14 protein-coding genes are annotated in these 19067 nt (G+C 64.3%); 5 read left to right on the forward strand and 9 right to left on the reverse strand.

The features are described 5' to 3' along the window. Position 1: 1 nt before the first annotated feature. From QA639_RS38655 to QA639_RS38675, 5 genes are all read right to left on the reverse strand, one after another. A complete protein-coding gene (locus tag QA639_RS38655) occupies positions 2-1186 on the reverse strand; it encodes an ABC transporter permease (RefSeq protein ID WP_157347210.1) in 1185 nt (394 codons plus the stop codon). Next, positions 1186-2295, reverse strand: a complete 1110-nt coding sequence (locus QA639_RS38660; RefSeq protein ID WP_028334664.1) for a microcin C ABC transporter permease YejB — start codon at positions 2293-2295, stop codon at positions 1186-1188. The genes QA639_RS38655 and QA639_RS38660 overlap by 1 nt, the downstream gene beginning before the upstream one ends. A 3-nt stretch (positions 2296-2298) precedes the next feature. Beyond that, complete coding sequence (locus tag QA639_RS38665; protein WP_283088712.1) at positions 2299-4170, reverse strand: extracellular solute-binding protein; 1872 nt, start codon at positions 4168-4170, stop codon at positions 2299-2301. Positions 4171-4187: 17 nt separating this feature from the next. After that, positions 4188-6089: an extracellular solute-binding protein gene (locus QA639_RS38670; protein WP_283088713.1), complete on the reverse strand. Its 1902-nt coding sequence runs from the start codon at positions 6087-6089 to the stop codon at positions 4188-4190. A gap of 215 nt (positions 6090-6304) precedes the next feature. Further along, positions 6305-6853: a c-type cytochrome gene (locus QA639_RS38675; RefSeq protein ID WP_028342300.1), complete on the reverse strand. Its 549-nt coding sequence runs from the start codon at positions 6851-6853 to the stop codon at positions 6305-6307. Positions 6854-7053: 200 nt separating this feature from the next. Between QA639_RS38675 and QA639_RS38680 the strand changes: the two genes are divergently transcribed. Further along, positions 7054-7794, forward strand: a complete 741-nt coding sequence (locus QA639_RS38680) for a 3-deoxy-manno-octulosonate cytidylyltransferase (RefSeq protein WP_028334660.1) — start codon at positions 7054-7056, stop codon at positions 7792-7794. Between the two features lie 21 nt (positions 7795-7815). After that, a complete protein-coding gene (locus tag QA639_RS38685) occupies positions 7816-8676 on the forward strand; it encodes a prephenate dehydratase (protein ID WP_028334659.1) in 861 nt (286 codons plus the stop codon). Between the two features lie 131 nt (positions 8677-8807). Here QA639_RS38685 and QA639_RS38690 read toward each other — a convergent pair whose 3' ends face one another. Beyond that, positions 8808-9830: an LLM class flavin-dependent oxidoreductase gene (locus tag QA639_RS38690; RefSeq protein ID WP_028334658.1), complete on the reverse strand. Its 1023-nt coding sequence runs from the start codon at positions 9828-9830 to the stop codon at positions 8808-8810. A gap of 393 nt (positions 9831-10223) precedes the next feature. On the opposite strand from QA639_RS38690, the gene metF reads away from it, so the two are divergent. The 3 genes from metF to maiA all read left to right on the forward strand — a co-directional run bounded on the left by metF (position 10224) and on the right by maiA (position 15908). Continuing rightward, positions 10224-11138 carry a methylenetetrahydrofolate reductase [NAD(P)H] gene (gene metF, locus QA639_RS38695; protein ID WP_016840922.1) on the forward strand — a complete coding sequence of 305 codons (915 nt, stop codon included), beginning with the start codon at positions 10224-10226 and terminating at the stop codon, positions 11136-11138. A gap of 3 nt (positions 11139-11141) precedes the next feature. Beyond that, positions 11142-14996 carry a methionine synthase gene (gene metH / locus QA639_RS38700; protein WP_157347216.1) on the forward strand — a complete coding sequence of 1285 codons (3855 nt, stop codon included), beginning with the start codon at positions 11142-11144 and terminating at the stop codon, positions 14994-14996. Between the two features lie 252 nt (positions 14997-15248). Next, positions 15249-15908: a maleylacetoacetate isomerase gene (gene maiA / locus QA639_RS38705; protein WP_283088714.1), complete on the forward strand. Its 660-nt coding sequence runs from the start codon at positions 15249-15251 to the stop codon at positions 15906-15908. Positions 15909-16404: 496 nt separating this feature from the next. Here the strand turns inward: maiA and QA639_RS38710 are convergent, their stop codons facing one another. From QA639_RS38710 to QA639_RS38720, 3 genes are all read right to left on the reverse strand, one after another. After that, the gene (locus QA639_RS38710) at positions 16405-17493 is read right to left on the reverse strand and encodes a Cj0069 family protein (RefSeq protein ID WP_157347220.1); all 1089 of its coding nucleotides are present in this window, start codon (positions 17491-17493) and stop codon (positions 16405-16407) included. 148 nt (positions 17494-17641) lie between these two features. Continuing rightward, positions 17642-18706, reverse strand: coding sequence for a nickel/cobalt efflux transporter (locus QA639_RS38715; RefSeq protein ID WP_157347222.1), 1065 nt, complete (start codon positions 18704-18706; stop codon positions 17642-17644). A 4-nt stretch (positions 18707-18710) separates the two neighbouring features. Continuing rightward, positions 18711-18989, reverse strand: a complete 279-nt coding sequence (locus QA639_RS38720; RefSeq protein WP_157347224.1) for a metal/formaldehyde-sensitive transcriptional repressor — start codon at positions 18987-18989, stop codon at positions 18711-18713. Positions 18990-19067 lie beyond the last annotated feature (78 nt).

Here is a 19067-nt window from a genome sequence, read left to right on the forward strand (position 1 = left end):
CTCAGCCCTTCGAGAACGTCTTGCGTGGATCGAAGGCGTCGCGCGCGGCTTCGCCGATGAAGATCAGCAGCGACAGCATGATCGCGACCGAGAAGAAGCCGGTGAGGCCGAGCCACGGCGCCTGCACGTTGGCCTTGCCCTGCGACAGCAATTCACCGAGCGAGGGCGAACCGGGCGGCAGGCCGAAGCCGAGGAAATCCAGCGCCGTCAGCGTCATCACCGAGGACGAGACGATGAAGGGCAGGAACGTCATGGTCGCGACCATCGCGTTCGGCAGCAGGTGGCGGAACATGATCACGCCGTTGGAGACGCCGAGCGCACGCGCCGCCTGGATGTATTCGAAGTTGCGACCCCGCAGGAACTCGGCGCGCACCAGCCCGACCAGCGAGACCCACGAGAATAGCAGGAGGATGCCGAGCAGGATGAAGAAGCCCGGCGGCAGCACCGCCGAGATGATCAGCAGCAGATAGAGCGAGGGGATCGCGGTCCATATCTCGATCAGCCGCTGGAAGATGAGATCGGTCCAGCCGCCGAAATATCCCTGCACGCCGCCCGCGGCGATGCCGATGATCGAGGACAGGATGGTCAGCGTCAGGCCGAACAGCACCGAGATGCGGAAGCCGTAGATCAGCCGCGCGACCACATCGCGGCCCTGATCGTCGGTGCCGAGCCAGTTGTATTCGAGATCGCGGCAGCCGGTCAGTCCCTTGCGCTTCACCACGTCCTTGCACTGCTCTTCGGTCAACAGCCAGGTCGGCTTCGAGGGCACCGCCGTCGGCGGATCGAGGTTGCGGCTGTCGTAGGAGTAGCGGATCGGCGGCCAGATCATGCTGCCGCCCTTGGCGGCGATCTGCTTCTGCAGGTATGGATCGCGATAGTCCGCCGCGGTCTCGAAGTCGCCGCCGAAGGTGGTCTCGGCATAGGTGAAGATCACCGGCCAGTAGAGACGGCCGTCATATTTGACGACCAGCGGCTTGTCGTTGGCGATGAAATTGGCGAACAGCGACGCCACGAACAGCACGAGGAAGATCCAGAACGACCAGTAGCCGCGGCGATTGGCCTTGAAGTTCTGCCAGCGTCGCTTGTTCAGCGGCGACGGCGAAAAGCCGTGGTGCGTGGCGGGCACGGCCTCGCCGAGCGGCGATTGCGTCGAGGTCTCGACCGGTTGGGGCGCGAGCATCGTCATCAGACCTCCCGCGCTTCAAAGTCGATCCGGGGATCGATCCACATATAGGCGAGATCGGAGAGCAGATTGACCACCAGTCCGACCAGCGAGAAGATGAACAGCGTCCCGAACACCACCGGATAGTCGCGGTTCAACACGCTCTCGAAGCCAAGCAGGCCGAGCCCGTCGAGCGAGAAGATGGTTTCGATCAGCAGCGAGCCGGAGAAGAACGCGTGAATGAACGCGCCCGGGAAGCCGGCGATCACGATCAGCATGGCGTTGCGGAAGATGTGGCCGTACAGCACCTGGCGCTCGCTGCAACCCTTGGCGCGCGCGGTCATCACATATTGCTTGCGGATCTCGTCGAGGAACGAGTTCTTGGTCAGCAGGGTCATGGTGGCGAAGGCACCGAGCGCCATCGATATCAGCGGCAGCGTCAGATGCCAGAAATAATCGATGATCTTCCAGTACCAGGGGAATTGCGCCCAGCCGTCCGAGGTCAGGCCGCGCAGCGGAAAGATATTGAGGAATGAGCCGCCGGCAAGCAGCACGATCAGGAGGATCGCGAACAGGAAGCCCGGTATCGCAAAGCCGATGATGATCGCCGCCGAGGTCCAGGTATCGAACCGCGAGCCGTCCTGCACCGCCTTGCGGATGCCGAGCGGGATCGAGATCAGATAGGTCAGCAGCGTCATCCAGATGCCGAGCGACATCGAGACCGGCAGCTTCTCCTTGATCAGCTGCAGCACGCTGACACTGCGGAAATAGCTGTTGCCGAAATCGAACCGCGCGAAATTCCACACCATCAGCGCGAACCGCTCCGGCGCCGGCTTGTCGAAGCCGAACTGCACCTCGAGCTTCTTGATGAAATCGGGATCGAGGCCCTGCGCGCCGCGGTATTTCGAGTTGATGGCCGCGCCTGCGCCCGCGCCCTGGCCGCGCTGCGCGCCGAAATCGCCGCCGCCTCCCGACACCCGCGACGTGCCGCCGGTGTCGGCGCCGTTGATCTGCGCGATGACACGCTCGACCGGACCGCCGGGAGCAAACTGCACGACCACGAAGGAGACGAACAGGATGCCAAGCAGCGTCGGCAGCATCAGGAAGATACGTCGGGCGATATAGGCGCTCATCGGCTACTTCGCCTGCTCGAGCTTCGCGGCCTTGGCCGCATCATACCACCAGTTCTCCGGGGCGCCGACGCCCTGGGCATATTTCGCCAGCTTCTCGGTATGGCCGAACTGGTCCCAATAGGCGATCGGATGCGTGTTGCGGTACCATTGCGGCACCCAGTAGCGGCCGGCGCGGAACACGCGGTCGAAGGCGCGGCAGGCGATCGTCAGCTCATGGCGGCTGTTGGCGCCGATGATCTTCTCGATCAGCACGTCGATCGCGGGATTGGCGATGCCCGCGAGATTGTAGGAGCCCTTGGTCTTCGCGGCCTGCGAGGAGAAGAACGGCCGCATGCTGTCGCCGGGCGTCGCCGAGAAGCTGAAGCGCTGCATGGTCATGTCGAAATCGAAGTCTTCCACCCGGGCGCGGTACTGCACCGCGTCGACGAGGCGGAACGTTGCTTCGATGCCAAGCGTGCCGAGGTTCTTGATGTAAGGCCCATGGTGCGGCTGCAGCGAGGGCTCGTCGTTGAGGAATTCGATGGTGATGGGCTCGCCGTTCGGCAGCACGCGCTTGCCGTCCTTGACGACACAGCCGGCCTCGTTGAGCAGCTGCACCGCCTTGCGCAGCAGCGCGCGATCCTGGCCGGAACCATCGGACATCGGCGGCACGAACGGCAGGCCGAACACCTCATCGGGCACCTGGCCGCGGAACGGCTCGAGCAGCGCCAGCTCCTCAGGCGAGGGAGGCCCGTCCGCGACCATGTCCGAGTTCTGGAACGGCGACACGGTGCGCGCATAGGCATCGTACATGATGGTCTTGTTGGTCCACTCGAAGTCGAAGGCGCAGATCAGCGCCTCGCGCACGCGTGAATCCTTGAACTTGTCACGGCGCGTGTTGATGAACCAGCCTTGCGCGCCGGACGGCGTATCGTCGGGCAGCGTCTCGCGCTTGACGCGGCCATCCTTCACGGCGGGGAAATCGTAGCGCGTCGCCCAGACGCGCGCGGTGAACTCCTCGCGGAACAGATAGCTCTTCGAGGTGAAGCCCTCGAACGCCACATCGCGATCGCGATAGAATTCGTAGCGCACGGTGTCGAAATTGTAGCTGCCGCGATTGACCGGCAGCTCGGCGCCCCACCAGTCCTTGACGCGGTCGAATTCGACATAGCGGTTGACCTCGAACCGGCCGACCTTGTACGGCCCCGAGCCGAGCGGTGCATCGAGCGTCGAGTCCTCGAACGGCCGCTTCGCGTAATAGGCCTTGGAGAAGATCGGCAGACCCGCAACATAGAGCGGCACGTCGCGGGCGCGCCCCGCCGCGAAGGTCACCACCGCGGTCGCGTCATCGGGCGCCTCGGCCTTGACGAAGTCGCGCAGCTGCACCTGGATCAGAGGGTGGCCTTTTTCCTTCAGCGTATTGAGCGAGAAGGCGACATCCTGCGCGGTCAGCTTCGAGCCGTCATGGAAGCGCGCCTCGGGGCGCATGGTGAAGCGGTAGACCAGCTTGTCCGGCGAGATCTGCACCGACTTCGCGGCATAGCCGTACATCGCGTCGGGCTCGTCATTGGCGCGCGACATCAGCGTCGCGAACGTCATGTCCATGCCCTGCGCGCCTTCGCCCTTGAGGACGTAGGCGTTCAGCGAATTGAAGGTGTAGTAGGACTGGTTGTAACCGCGCACCCACGGGATCACCGAGAACGCCCCGCCCTTCGGCGCCTTCGGATTGACGTAGTCGAATATCTTGAAATCCGCCGGATATTTCAGGTCGCCGAACACCGACATGCCGTGCATCTCGGTTCCGTTGTCGGCCACCGCCGGCGCAGCACGCAAGCCTGCAGCACTCAACGCACCGATGCCGAGACCGAGTGCGTGCCGACGGGAGAGTAGCGCCATGCGCGGATCCTTGAGTTTTATGAACGCTTGAGCTTGGCCGCCTTGTCGGCGTCGTACCACCAGATCGCAGGGAATCCCGATTGGCCATATTTCGGCAACTCTGCCGGACGGCCGAAGCGATCCCAGCGCGCTGTACGCACCTTAGGATAATTCCACTGCGGGACGACGTAATGGTTCCACAATAGCACGCGGTCGAGCGCTTTTGTCGCCGCGACGAGATCCTCGCGATCCGTCGCAAAAATCACCCGTTCGATCAGCTTGTCGATAACCGGGCTCTTGATGCCGGCAATATTGCGCGATCCGGCGTTGTCTGCAGCTTTCGATCCCCAGTATTCACGCTGTTCGTTTCCGGGTGACAGGGATTCACCCCAGGATGCGGTGACGACGTCGAAATCCCAACTGCGAAGCCGGTTCTCATATTGGATCGGATCAATCGTACGCACCGTGATCGAAAATCCGAGCCGCTCGAGCGCCGGCTTGTAAGCCAGCATGATCCTCTCGAAATTCGGATCCTCACTCAACAATTCGATGGAGAACGGCTCTCCGCTCTTTGCATCCACGAGCTTCCTGTCTCGCACCTCATACCCAGCCTCCTTGAGCAGACGAGATGCTTCACGGAGATTTTCGCGCACTGCTTCTGGATTGCCGCCGACCGGATTCGCATAGACCGTCGTGAATACTTCGGCAGGCACCTGATCACGCATGGATTCAAGAATGGCGAGTTCCTTGCCTTGCGGCAGCCCAGTCGCCATCAACTCCTCGGCGCCATCAAAGTAGCTAATGATGCGCTTGTATTGGCCGAAGAAGAGCAGCTTGTTGACCTCCTCGAAGTCGAACGCGTAATTCAGGGCGCGGCGAACACGCGGATCCTTGAATTTGGCGCGCCGCTGGTTCGGGACAAAGGCCTGCATGATGCCCGAACTGCGGTTCGGAAACTCTTCCAGCACCACGCGCTTGTCGGTGACAGCAGGAAAATTATAGGCGGTTGCCCATGCCTTCGCGCTGTTCTCCGAGCGCCAATCGATCTGATCGCCCTTGAATGCCTCAATCGCAACCGTCGGATCCCTGAAATACTCGTAGCGAAGTTCGTCGAAGTTGTTGCGCCCCACGTTGATCGCGAGGTCGCGCGCCCAATGGTCCTTGACGCGCTCAAGAGTCACCGTCCGTCCTGCGACGAACTCCTTGATCCGATACGGTCCCGATCCAAGCGGCTGCTCCAGCGTCGTCGCGGAGATATCGCGCTTGTGGCCTTGGCCATTGGTGCCTTCCCACCAGTGCTTCGGCAAAATCGTCAGTTGACCCACGATCTGCGGCAATTCGCGGTTGCCAGGCATATCGAAGACAAACTTCACTTCGCGATCGCTAATCTTTTCCGCCCTTACCACATGGCTGTAATAGGCAGAAAACATAGGGTGATGAGTCTTGAAGGCGTCGAGCGAGAAGATCACATCTTCCGGAGTAACCGGTGCTCCGTCATGCCACTTTGCCTGAGGGCGCAGACGATAAACGACATAAGAGAAGTCGTCGGGGTGACTTGCTGCCTCCGCCAGCGATCCGTACTCCGTTGAGACTTCGTCGAGCGAAGGTGTCGTCAGCGATTCATAAATGAGGGCGACAGCGCCTGCGATGGAGCCCTTCACACCCGAGACGACGATGTTGAAATTATCAAAAGTGCCGATTGAGATTTGCCGGACAAACCCGCCCTTCGGCGCATCCGGATTGACATAGTCAAAGCGCTTGAAGTCGACCGGATATTTGACATTCCCGAAAAGCGACAAGGCATGCCGCCATTTCAGCCCGTTGGGGGCATCGTCGGCGAAGGCCGGCGTGATCGCCGACAGGCCGGGGGTGAGTCCGAGCGCCGGAGCCATTGCCGCCAGTGCGCTGCCTTGAAGGAGGTGTCGTCGGGTGATCGCCAAATTCGGTCTTCCTGCTTGCGGCCCCGCTTACATGGGACCCAATATAAGGCAACGGTTCGACAAATTACGTTGCTTTTTCCTCATGATATTGGCCCGGGAACAATATCGGTGCGGCGAAACGTCCCGATAACAACCCCGCGACAGCGGATTCCCCATGCAAAAACGGCCAGGCATTGCCTGGCCGTTTCATCCGCATGCTTGCGCGAAGCAAATCGCTACTTGGAGGCGGTCGGGAGCGGAGCCGGGTGCTCCGAGTTCGAATTCAGATAGGCGATGATGTCGGCGCGCTCGCTGTCCTTCGGGACGCCGGCAAAGCCCATCGCGGTGCCGGGAATGAAGCCCTTCGGGTTGGTCAGGAACTTGTTGAGGTCGTCGAAGGACCATTCGCCGCCCTTGCCCTTCATCGCGGCCGAGAAATTGAAGCCACGGCCCTCGCCCTTCTTCTCGCCGACGACGCCGAACAGGTTCGGACCGACGCGGTTGGGACCGCCCTTCTCGAAGGTGTGGCAGGCCTGGCACTTCTTGGCAGCCGCCGCGCCCTTCTCGACGGACGCGGTCTGCAGCAGCTTCTCGATCGGCTCGGAGGCGGCCGCAGCGGCCTCACCGCCACCGCCATGGGACTCTTCCTTCACAGCGATCTCAAAACCCGGCTTCTCCGGCAGCTTCGGCGCGAATTTCGCGCTGGCGGCAAAGCTCATCACCAGGACGACGATGCAGGTGCCGAGAACCGCACCGAGGATTTTGTTGAGTTCGAAGGAGTCCATTTTGGGTCAGGCTCCGGGCCTTGAATGTCGACTTCAGGCCGGGAATACGGCCGCGGGGAAAGACCTGGGAATCGGCCTTATCGCACCGCCCCAAGCAGGGTTGAGATATCGGTTTGCCCGCGCTCTGGCAACCCGTATAAACGCGCCGAATTCAACCTCCTCCCCGGCAATTTCCGCAGGCCGGACGGGCCCCGACACGAATGACCGATCCCCGTACCTTGGTGCTGATTCCGGCCCGCATGGCCGCCACTCGCCTGCCGGGAAAGCCGCTGCTCGAGATCGCCGGCGTGCCGATGATCGTCCATGTGCTGCGGCGGGCCGAGGCAGCGGGCATCGGCCGGGTTGCGGTCGCCACCGACACGGCCGAGATCGCCGATGCGGTGAAGGCTGCCGGCGGCGAGGTCGTGATGACCCGTCCCGACCATCCGTCCGGCTCGGACCGGATTTATGAAGCGATGACGACCCTCGACCCGGCCGGCCATGCCGAGATCGTGGTCAATCTGCAGGGCGATTTCCCGACCATCAGCCCCGAGACCATCCGCAGCGTGATGCCGGCGCTCGACGATCCCGCGGTCGACATTTCGACCCTGGCCTCGCGCATCCATACCGAGGAGGAGGATCAGGCCCCCAGCGTGGTCAAGGCAGTCGGCTCGCCGATCGGGCCGAACCGGTTGCGCGCGCTGTATTTCACCCGCGCCACCGCGCCTTATGGCGACGGGCCGCGCTACCATCATATCGGCCTCTACGCCTACCGCCGCGCCGCGCTGGAGCGGTTCGTGGCGCTGCCGCCCTCGCCGCTGGAGCAGCAGGAAAAGCTCGAGCAGCTCCGCGCGCTGGAGGCCGGGATGCGGATCGACGTCACCATCGTCGATACCGTCCCGCGCGGCGTCGACACCCCGGCCGATCTCGAAACCGCCCGCAGAATACTTTCCAAAGCCTGACCGGCTGGTAAAAGGCCACCCATGACCAAGAAGCTGAAAATCGCGTTCCAGGGCGAGCCTGGCGCCAATTCCCATATCGCGATCGTCGAGGCCTATCCCGACGCCGAGCCGATGCCCTGCCCGACCTTCGAGGACGCGCTGGCCGCGATTTCCTCGGGCGAGGCCGATCTCGGCATGATCCCGATCGAGAATTCGGTCGCCGGCCGCGTCGCCGACATCCATCATTTGCTGCCCGCCTCGGGCCTGTTCATCGTCGGCGAATGGTTCTTGCCGATCCGCCACCAGCTGATGGCGATCAAGGGCACCAAGCTCGCCGACATCAAGAGCGTGGAGAGCCACGTCCACGCGCTCGGCCAGTGCCGCCGCGTCATCCGCAAGCTCGGCATCAAGCCGATCGTCGCCGCCGACACCGCCGGCAGCGCCCGCGACATCTCCGAGCGCGGCGACAAGAGCGTGGCGGCGATCGCCTCCCGCCTCGCCGCCGATATCTACGGCCTCGACATTCTCGCCGAGGACATCGAGGACGAGGCCCACAACACCACCCGCTTCGTGGTGCTGGCGCGCGAGGCCAAATGGGCCGCGCAGGGCTCGGGGCCGCTGGTCACGACTTTTGTGTTCCGGGTGCGCAACTTGCCCGCCGCGCTGTACAAGGCGCTGGGCGGCTTTGCCACCAACGGCGTCAACATGACCAAGCTCGAAAGCTACATGGTCGACGGCAATTTCTTCGCCACGCAATTCTATGCCGATGTCGACGGTCACCCCGATGACCGCGGCCTCGCCTTCGCGATCGAGGAATTAAAATTCTTCTCGCGCGAATTCCGCATCGTCGGCGTCTATCCCGGCCATCCGTTCCGCGCCACCTTCAGCGAGACGCAGGACTGAGCCGCACGCGCCGTCCTCCCGGCGAAGGGAGGACCCATAACCACCGATGTTCGTAGGCAGCAAGGCGACAACCAGTTTGCGCAACAACTGGGACCGCGGCATATGGGTCCCGGCTTTCGCCGGGACGACGATCACGAAGCCGCCGCCCTCTTCGCGAGCCCGAACGCCTCGGCGAGCAGGCTGTACGACTTCTTCCGCGCCGCGTGGTCGTAGACCGCGGTGATCACCATCAGCTCGTCGGCCTGGGTCGCCGCGATCAGCGGCTCCAGCTTCGTCATCACGGTTGCGGGGCTGCCGACGAAAAGGCGGGCGCGGTTGCGCGCGATCGAGGCGCGCTCGGCGTCGGTGTAGGGATAGGCCTCTGCCTCCTCGACGCTCGGCAGCGGCAGATACTGGCCGCGGTCGCGGCGCAGCCGGTTGAGATCCATCGACAGCGCAAGCCGCTCGGCTTCCGCGTCGGTCTCCGCCGTAACAACCGCAACCGCGAGGATCGCCTGCGGCGTCGCGCGCCAGCCCGACGGCTTGAAATGCGCGCGGTAGTTGGCCATCGCCGCAATTGCATCGTGAGTGGCAAAATGATGCGCGAATGCAAAGCCCATCCCGACCTGGGCCGCGAGCTCGGCGGAATAGTCGCTCGAGCCGAGCAGCCAGATCGGCGGCAGCGGCGAATCGTCCGGCATCGCCACCACATTGTTGTAGGGATGGCCGGGTGGGAAATCGCGCGTCTCCCACAAGGTCAGCTCGTGCAGCCGCTCGAGGAAATCATCGCCTTCGCGGCGATCGAGCCGGCTGCGCAGCGCATAGGCGGTGGCGCCGTCGGTGCCGGGCGCGCGGCCGAGGCCGAGATCGATGCGGCCGGGAAACAGTGCCTCCAGCATCTTGAAGCGCTCGGCGACGACGAGCGGCGCGTGGTTGGGCAGCATCACGCCGCCGGAGCCGACACGGATATGCGACGTCACCGCCGCGATCTGCCCGATCATCAGATCGGGCGCCGGACTCGCGACGGAAGCGAGGTTGTGGTGCTCGGCGAGCCAGTAGCGGATATAGCCAAGGCCATCGACATGGCGTGCCAGGTCGATGCTGTTGCGGAGCGCAACAGCCGGCCTGGTGCCGGTGGTGACGACGGACAGGTCGAGGACGGAGAGCGGAATCATGGCCGTCAACCTAGTGTGGCGCCACGAGGCGACAAAGGCCCCGGCCGCGCAGACCAGTCCCGCGGCGGAACGCCGGCGCCGGCAACCGTCGGCTTTGGGACGACATGTAACGATTCATCCTTGTGCCAAGCTACCCACAAATCGATTTCGCTCTCCTATCAATTGCAAGTAATCTCCTTTATTAATGTTTTTCAATCTATTAATGCCGTTTTCAGCAGAGTCGACGAACTGCCCACCGAACGTCCCAGATGGTCAATTTTTTTCCGAATCTACGCCACGAATGGGCAATTTCCCATCTCCGATGGGCTGTTTGATCCAACGCGTTTGGCTTATCTTAGGGCCTTCATATCCAGGCCGGACGTCTGCCCTCCAGTTGCGGAGCCCTTGCGTATCATGACCGAGACCATTTCCTCCGTGCCGAACGCGCCGCGTGCGCCCAAGGCGCCGAAAATCTCCTTCGAGTTCTTCCCGCCGAAGACCGAGGAGATGGAGCGCAATCTCTGGGAGACCATCAATCGCCTGGCGCCGCTGACGCCGAACTTCGTCTCGGTCACCTACGGCGCCGGCGGCTCGACCCGCGAGCGCACCCACTCCACGATCACCCGCATCCTGCGCGAGACCGATCTGCTGCCGGCCGCGCATCTGACCTGCGTCAGCGCCTCGCGCGGCGAGATCGACGACATCGTCGACCGCTACCATGAGGTCGGCGTCCGTCACATCGTCGCGCTGCGCGGCGATCCCCCCGGCGGCATCGGCACGCCCTACTTCACCCATCCGGATGGCTACCAGAGCTCGGCCGAACTCGTCGCCGGGATCAAGAGGCGCCACGCCGACATCGAGATCTCGGTGTCCGCCTATCCCGAGAAGCATCCGGAAGCGAAGGATTTCGACGCCGACATCGACACGCTGAAGGCCAAGGTCGACGCCGGCGCGACGCGCGCGATCACCCAGGTGTTCTTCGACAACGACCTCTACCACCGCTATGTCGACCGGGTGCGCGCGCGCGGCATCGAGATTCCGATCGTGCCGGGCATCATGCCGATGCACAATTTCAAGCAGGCGCGCAATTTCGTGACGCGCGCCGGCACCAGCGTGCCGGACTGGCTCGCCGAGAAGTTCGAGGGCCTCGACAACGACGCCGAGACCCGCAAGCTGGTTGCCGCCACCGTCGCCGCCGGCCAGGTGCAGAAGCTGTTCAAGCACGGCGTCGACACCTTCCACTTCTACACCATGAACCGCGCGGACCTCGTGTTCGCGATCAGCCACCTGCTCGGCATCCGGCCGAACGGTGCCCAGAAAGCTGCCTGACACATGTCCGTTCCCGTTTCCCCCAAGCGTAACGCTTTGCTCGCGGCTGCCCGCGAGCGCATCCTGGTGCTCGACGGCGCCATGGGCACGATGATCCAGGGCCTGCAGTTCGACGAAGCCGCTTTCCGCGGCGCGCGGTTCGCGGACTTCCACCGCGACATCAAGGGCAACAACGATCTGCTGATCCTGACCCAGCCCGATGCGATCACGGACATCCACGCCGCATATCTGCGCGCCGGCGCCGACATCGTCGCGACCAACACCTTCTCCTCGACCTCGATCGCGCAGGCCGACTACGACATGTCGGACCTCGCCTATGAGCTGAACCTGCAGGGCGCTCGGCTGGCGCGCACCGCCGCCGAGCGGGTGAGCGCCGAGGACGGCAAGCCGCGCTTTGTCGCCGGCGCGCTCGGCCCGACCAACCGCACCGCCTCGATCTCGCCCGACGTTTCCAATCCCGGCTATCGCGCGGTCACCTTCGACGATCTGCGCAAGGCCTATGGCGAACAGGCCAAGGGCCTGCTCGACGGCGGCGCCGACCTGCTGCTGGTCGAGACCATCTTCGACACGCTGAACGCCAAGGCGGCGCTGTATGCGATCGCCGAGATCATCGAGGAGCGCGGCATCGACGTGCCCGTGATGATTTCCGGTACCATCACCGACAAATCCGGCCGTCTGCTTTCCGGGCAATTGCCGGAGGCTTTCTGGCATTCGGTGCGGCACGCCAGGCCGATCACGATCGGCTTCAACTGCGCACTCGGCGCCGAGGATCTGCGCGCGCATATCGCCGATATCGGCCGCGTCGCCGACACGCTGGTCTGCGCATATCCTAACGCCGGCCTGCCCAACGAATTCGGCCAGTATGACGAGACGCCGGACTACATGGCGCGGCTGATCGGCGAGTTCGCCGCCGCCGGCCTCGTCAACATCGTCGGCGGCTGCTGCGGCACCACGCCCGACCATATCGCGGCGATCGCCAAGGCCGTCGCCCCGCACAAGCCGCGCGTGGTGCCCGAGATCGCGCCGCGGCTCAGGCTGTCCGGCCTCGAGCCGTTCACGCTGACCGACGCCATTCCGTTCGTGAATGTCGGCGAGCGCACCAACGTCACCGGCTCGGCGCGCTTCCGCAAGCTGATCACCGCCGGCGACTACACCGCCGCGCTGCAGGTCGCGCGCGACCAGGTCGAGAACGGCGCCCAGGTCATCGACGTCAACATGGACGAGGGCCTGCTCGATTCCGAAGCGGCGATGGTGACGTTCCTCAACCTCGTCGCCGCCGAGCCCGACATCGCGCGCGTGCCCGTGATGGTCGATTCCTCGAAGTTCCACGTCATCGAGGCCGGCCTGAAATGCATCCAGGGCAAGCCGATCGTGAACTCGATCTCGCTCAAGGAAGGCGAGGAGAAGTTCATCCACGAGGCGACCGTCGCCAAGCGCCACGGCGCCGCCGTGGTGGTGATGGCGTTTGACGAGACCGGCCAGGCCGACACGTTCAAGCGCAAGACCGAGATCAGCAAGCGCGCCTACGACATCCTGGTCGGCCGGCTCGACTTCCCGCCCGAGGACATCATCTTCGATCCGAATATTTTCGCGATCGCGACCGGCCTCGAAGAGCACAACAATTACGGCGTCGACTTCATCGAAGCGACGCGCTGGATCCGGGCGAACCTGCCCGGCGCCCACATCTCCGGCGGCGTCTCCAATTTGTCGTTCTCGTTCCGCGGCAACGAACCGGTGCGCGAGGCGATGCACTCGGTGTTCCTGTATCACGCCATCCATGCCGGCATGGACATGGGCATCGTCAATGCCGGGCAGATGATCGTCTATGACGACATCGACCCCGAGCTGCGCCAGACCTGCGAGGACGTGATCCTCAACCGCGACCCCGGCGCCTCCGAGCGGCTCTTGGCGCTGGCCGAGAAATTCCGCGGCAAGGAGAAGCAGACCAAGGAAGCCGATCTCGCCTGGCGCGAATGGCCGGTCGAGAAGCGACTGTCCCACGCGTTGGTGCACGGCATCACCGAGTTCATCGAGCAGGACACCGAGGCCGCCCGCCAGAACGCGTCCCGTCCGCTCGACGTCATCGAGGGCCCGCTGATGGCCGGCATGAACGTGGTCGGCGACCTGTTCGGCGACGGCAAGATGTTCCTGCCGCAGGTCGTGAAGTCGGCCCGTGTGATGAAGCAGGCCGTCGCCTATCTGATGCCGTTCATGGAGGAGGAGAAGGCCCGCAACCTCGCCAACGGCATCACCGGCGGCCGCAACGCCGCAGGCAAGATCGTGCTCGCGACGGTGAAGGGCGACGTCCACGACATCGGCAAGAACATCGTCGGCATCGTGCTCCAGTGCAACAATTTCGAGGTCATCGACCTCGGCGTCATGGTGCCCGCCAACAAGATCATCGAGACCGCGAAGGCCGAGGGCGCCGACATCATCGGCCTGTCCGGCCTGATCACGCCCTCGCTAGACGAGATGAGCTTCCTCGCCGGCGAGCTGCAACGGCAGGGCATGAACCTGCCGCTTTTGATCGGCGGCGCCACCACGAGCCGCGTGCACACCGCCGTGAAGATCGACCCGAACTATCCGGGCGGCCCTGTCGTGCATGTCAATGACGCGAGCCGTGCCGTCGGCGTCGCGTCCTCGCTGCTGTCCGCCGAGAAGAAGCAGGCCTACGCCGCCGAGGTGCGCGCCGAATACGCAAAAATCTCGACGGCGCATTTCCGCGCCCAGGCCGACAAGAAGCGGCTGAAGCTTGGTGAGGCCCGCGCCAACAAAGTCGCGATCGACTTCGCGGCGGCGCCGCCGAAGAAGCCGGCCTTCTTCGGGTTGAAGAGCTTCGACGCCTACGATCTTGCCGAGCTCGCCGACTACATCGACTGGACGCCGTTCTTCCAGACCTGGGAGCTGACCGGCCGCTTCCCGGCGATCCTCGACGACCCCAAGGTCGGCGAGGTCGCCCGCTCGCTCTATGCCGACGCGCGCCAGATGCTGGACACCATCATCAAGGAGAAGTGGTTCACCGCCCGCGCCACCATCGGCCTCTGGCCGGCCAACGCAGTCGGCGACGACATCGAGGTCTATGCCGACGAGAGCCGCGCCAGGAAGATCGCGACCTTCCACACCCTGCGCCAGCAACTCGAGAAGCGCGAGGGCCGCTTCAACGCCGCGCTGTCCGATTTCATCGCGCCTGTCGAGACCGGCGTGCCAGACTATATCGGCGGCTTCGTCGTCACTGCGGGGATCGGCGAGGATGCGGTCGCCGACCGCTTCAAGAACGCCAATGACGACTACTCCTCGATCCTGTGCAAGGCGCTGGCCGATCGTCTGGCCGAAGCCTTCGCCGAGCGCATGCACCAGCGCGTGCGCAAGGAGTTCTGGGCCTATGCGCCCGACGAGACCTGGTCGGCGGACGAACTGATCCTCGAGAAATATGACGGCATCCGCCCGGCACCCGGCTATCCGGCGCAGCCCGACCACACCGAGAAGCGGACGCTGTTCGCGCTGCTCGACGCCGAGAACACCGCCGGCGTGAAGCTGACCGAGAGCTTTGCGATGTGGCCGGGCTCGTCGGTCTCGGGCCTGTACTTCTCGCATCCCGAAGGCTTCTACTTCGGCGTCGGCAAGATCGAGCGCGACCAGGTCGAGGACTACGCCGCGCGCAAGGCCATGACGGTCGCCGAGATCGAGCGCTGGCTGGCGCCGGTGCTGAACTACATCCCCTCGCAGGACGGCGCCAAGGGATCGGCGATCGCGCCCGCCGCGACGCCCGCCAACGACGCGGAGCTGGCCTCGCATCCGCAGGGCTGCACCTGCGCCGTGCATCTCGCCTGGCGCAAGAAGAAGGTGGGGGCTGGGTAGGCCTCACCAAGACTTGTCATCGCCGGGCTTGACCCGGCGATCCCGGATTTCGCTTGCGCTTCATCCGGGCTACGGGGCTGGGTAGACCTTTCTTCCCGTCTCGCCTTGTGGGAGAAGGTGTCGCGGACAAAAGCCGCGGCGGATGAGGGCTCCCTATCCGCGGAGACAGACCCCTCACCCGTCCGCGATGCCTTGCATCGCCGTCCACCCTCTCCCACAAGGGGAGAGGGGAAGAAATGCGGGGTGCACTCCATGCAATTCTTCTCCTTCTGGCGTTCGCTGGCGAGCTTTCGGGTGCGGATCGCGCTCAACCTCAAGGGCGTGGCCGCCGACGTCGTCTTCGTCGATCTCGATGCGGACGTGCATCGCACCGATGCCTATCGCAAGATCAACCCGCAGATGGCGCTGCCGGCGCTGGTGACCGACGACGGCACGGTGCTGTTCCAGTCGCTCGCGATCATCGACTGGCTCGACGAGACCTACCCGAGCCCGCCGCTGCTGCCGGCGGATGCGCTCGGCCGCGCCCGGGTGCGCGGGCTGGCGCTGATCGTCGCCTGCGAGGGCCATCCGCTGCTGACGCCGCGGGTACGGCGCTATCTCGACCGCGAGCTCGATCTGCGCGACAGCCAGCAGAACGCCTGGCGGCGGCACTGGACGGTCGAGACGCTGGCGGCGCTCGAGGGCCACCTCGCCGGCCACAAGGCGACCGGCCGGCTCTGTCACGGCGATGCGCCCACCCTTGCCGACATCTGCCTGGTCGGCCACGTCACGGCGGCGATCAACCAGCAGATCAGCCTGTCGCCCTGGCCGACCGTGAAGCGCATCCACGAGACCGCCATGGCGCTGTCGGCATTCGCCAAGGCGCATCCGTCCGCGCAGCCGGATACGCCGGAAGCGATGCGGGCGAAGTAGCTTGCGGACGCACTGCAGGGACAGGCAGAGGCGCAAACGTGTGCGCGGTTCTCTCGATCGTCGTCCCTGCGAAAGCAGGGACCCATACGCCGCGGCGGATGTTGTGGATGGGACTCGTCGTTCCAGCATCGTTCAACAATCAGTATTTGTGGTTATGGGTTCCGGCCCCCGTGCGCAATTGCGCACCAGGCCGGGACGACGGTGAGGATGAGCCGCAATTCCGCGGCGGTTGTTGTAGAGGCGACTCGTCGTTGCAGCACTGCTCAACAATGACCATCGGTGGTTATGGGTCCCTGCTTTCGCAGGGACGACACCGAATGTGTGGCGTGGTCTGTGACAGTCTGTGACACACTTCCGCGTTCTCGCGACATGATTTGTCCGAGTCTTGTCTTTCTTTCCGCCCTCTCGTTCATCAGAGGGCGCAGGGAAAGCCGGGTGCCGATCGCACTAATGGGCCCCGAGCAATGGGTAGAAACAGGGAGCCTGCAGGGCGTGCTCACCTCACGCTCGCCATGTTCCGACCGATGCGATCCCTGACCGTTTGCGCGATCGCCGCCGGCGCTTCGTCGGGAATCGCGAAGCACGAGCTCGCGTTGATCTCGCAGAGCACATAGGTGTCGGCACCATCAGCATCGCGTGGACCGTAGAGGAAATCGGCATCCCAGATCACCGGCAGCGACGCTTCATCGATCGTCAGCGCCGCCATCAACTGCGGGATCCATTCGTCCTCCATCAAGCTTCGCAGCCTCTGGAATTGCGGCGCGTCAGGGCCGTGCATGATGCGCGGTCCGGGCTGCGCTTCCGGTGAATCCGGACCTTGCGGGGGCGGCGGGATCAGGGCCTTGATCAATTGGTGCCCGAAGCCTGCGACCTTCGCTCCGCTGACATAGCAACGGATCATGCCCTCGGGCAGGCGCGGCTGGAACGCCTGATCGATGATGCAGCCGCCCCAGCCGAAATACGGCTCGCAGCGCGCCATGAAGTCGCCCAGCGGCATCTCCTCCGGCTGGCTGCCGCGCAGCGCATGCAACACACGAATCGTCGCGTCGGTGTTCGGCACGGTTTCCACCTTCCAGACGCCCTGCCCGCCATTGCCGCGGTTCTGCTTGAGCACGCGCGGACCAGCCGCGCGCAAGCGCGGGGGAAATTCGGCGCGGAACGCATCGACCGTGGCGTATCGATGGGTGTCGGCGCCCCAGCCCATGTGACGCGTCCGGTACAGCACGTCCTTGACGCCCATCTTGAGGATGACGTCGGGATGCGCGCTGACCCACGGTCCCTCTGCCGCGACCTCGCGCAGCAGCGGATCGAGGGCGGCGCGCGTCTTGCCCTGATGGATCGGATCGACCCAGACGAGAACGCCGTCCATCGTCAGCAATTGGTCGCGGACGGCATCGGCGAACGTCTCGTCATAGACGACGGGAACGGCCTCGATGCCCGAAGCGGCGAGCGCTTCGAAGACGCGGACGAAACGGCTGTTTTGTGGGGTCGCCTCCCGGCGCGACGCGGCGTCGCCACGCGACAGGATGGCGATTTTGCAACGACGATTTTCGGAACGAAGACGTGTGTGTGGTTCGGTATCCATGTGAAAGCTCCACGACGGTGAATGTCGCGCAGAGCTTGGACCGAGGTCTCACGGGGAGTCTGCCTTGTCCCCTTGAGGCAAATCTAGACCACCGCGCGCAGGTTTCAAGATGGAAGTGAGGCGAAGCGGATCAGGCCGCGATCCCGGATCACGCCGTGATCCCGTGCAACCCGAGCCAGCCGGTGTAGAGGCCGACGAGCACGATCAGCGCGGCCGACACGTAGGGGGCGCGATGGGCAAAGCGGCTGAAGCCGGCCCAATGACGTTCGACATGACGCAGGCTCAGCGCGGCCGCAACACCGGCGGAGACCATGGTGAGCGCAAGCCCGATGCCGAAGCAAAGCACCAGCACAAAGCCGAGGCTGAACTGCTTGAGCTGGAGACAGAGCAGTAGCACGGTGATCGCCGCCGGACACGGAATCAGCCCGCCGGTCAGGCCGAACAGGATGATCTGCCATGTCGTCACGGTGCGTCCGGCAAAGCGCTTGCGGATGTCGGCGGCGTGTGCGCGCGCATGCGCGTCGTCCTCGTCGCCGAGATCCATATGCGCATGGTCATGCTCCTCGAACAGGACTTCCGCCACGTCCGCGCGCACCGAGAGGCGCGCCTTGAAGGCATGCGGCTCCGGAATTTCGTCGATGCTTTCCAGATAGCCACCCCTGTCGGCGAAGCGAAAGCATTGCTCGCTGCCGTCGGGACGGATCGTCACGACGTCAACGTCGCCGGCCGCCGGCAGCGCTCCAGCCTCGCTTCGCAACCGCCAGCGCGGCGGCACGCCGTCCTCGAAGACCTCGAGCGACAGCGATTGTCCGGCCAGGACCAGCTGGTGCGTTTCGTCGTGATGATGGTGATGATCGTGTTCGGCGGCCTGCTCGCGCCAGGTGCGCCAGGCCATCCAGGCCGCGATCGCGATGATGATCACCGCCGACGCCAGTTGCAGCCAGGCTTCGCTGCGTTCTCCGGACCATTGCTGGCCGAAATGAAGCCCGGCGAGTGCGACCAGCCAGACGATGGCCGTGTGCGAGACCGTCGCCGCCAGGCCGAGCAGCACCGCCTGCACCACCGTGCCGCGGATCGCGATGATGAAGGCCGCCATCATCGTCTTGGAGTGGCCGGGTTCGAGCCCGTGCAGTGCGCCGAGCAGGATCGCGCTGGGTACGAACAGCCACGCATGCGCGCTGCTCTGCTGGAGCAGCTGAGACAGGTCGGTCATGGACTCACTTCAAATAGGTACGAACGACGTCGATCAGGTCCGCGGCGCCTTGCGCCTTCTCGGTATCCTTCTCGTGAGCGGGATCCACGACGTGATGACGGATATGGTCCTCGAGCAATTCCGCGGTCAGCCCGTTGATGGCGCCGCGGACCGAGGCCACCAGCATCAGCACGTCGGCACAACCAATCTCGGACTCCAGCGCGCGCTCGACGGCCTCCAGCTGGCCCTTGATGCGGCGAACCCGGCCGACGAGCTTGGACTTGTGCTTGATGGTATGCGACATGATTGTAATATAGGGGGGTACCCTATATTGGTCAACCATGCTGTCGGCCGGCCGGGCGCGCATCGAGACATGGCGGCG

Origin of the sequence: Bradyrhizobium pachyrhizi (genome assembly GCF_029714545.1) — a bacterium.
In the GTDB taxonomy this organism is placed as follows: Bacteria; Pseudomonadota; Alphaproteobacteria; order Rhizobiales; family Xanthobacteraceae; genus Bradyrhizobium; species Bradyrhizobium pachyrhizi.

Bases quoted from the DNA above. Each gene is read 5' to 3' on its own strand.
- QA639_RS38675 (WP_028342300.1), bottom strand. From the start codon at position 6,853: ATGGACTCCTTCGAACTCAACAAAATCCTCGGTGCGGTTCTCGGCACC.
- QA639_RS38680 (WP_028334660.1), top strand. From the start codon at position 7,054: ATGACCGATCCCCGTACCTTGGTGCTGATTCCGGCCCGCATGGCCGCC.
- QA639_RS38690 (WP_028334658.1), bottom strand. From the start codon at position 9,830: ATGATTCCGCTCTCCGTCCTCGACCTGTCCGTCGTCACCACCGGCACC.
- metH (WP_157347216.1), top strand. From the start codon at position 11,142: ATGTCCGTTCCCGTTTCCCCCAAGCGTAACGCTTTGCTCGCGGCTGCC.
- maiA (WP_283088714.1), top strand. From the start codon at position 15,249: ATGCAATTCTTCTCCTTCTGGCGTTCGCTGGCGAGCTTTCGGGTGCGG.
- QA639_RS38720 (WP_157347224.1), bottom strand. From the start codon at position 18,989: ATGTCGCATACCATCAAGCACAAGTCCAAGCTCGTCGGCCGGGTTCGC.
- QA639_RS38665 (WP_283088712.1), bottom strand. From the start codon at position 4,170: ATGGCGCTACTCTCCCGTCGGCACGCACTCGGTCTCGGCATCGGTGCG.
- QA639_RS38715 (WP_157347222.1), bottom strand. From the start codon at position 18,706: ATGACCGACCTGTCTCAGCTGCTCCAGCAGAGCAGCGCGCATGCGTGG.
- metF (WP_016840922.1), top strand. From the start codon at position 10,224: ATGACCGAGACCATTTCCTCCGTGCCGAACGCGCCGCGTGCGCCCAAG.
- QA639_RS38685 (WP_028334659.1), top strand. From the start codon at position 7,816: ATGACCAAGAAGCTGAAAATCGCGTTCCAGGGCGAGCCTGGCGCCAAT.
- QA639_RS38710 (WP_157347220.1), bottom strand. From the start codon at position 17,493: ATGGATACCGAACCACACACACGTCTTCGTTCCGAAAATCGTCGTTGC.
- QA639_RS38655 (WP_157347210.1), bottom strand. From the start codon at position 1,186: ATGACGATGCTCGCGCCCCAACCGGTCGAGACCTCGACGCAATCGCCG.
- QA639_RS38660 (WP_028334664.1), bottom strand. From the start codon at position 2,295: ATGAGCGCCTATATCGCCCGACGTATCTTCCTGATGCTGCCGACGCTG.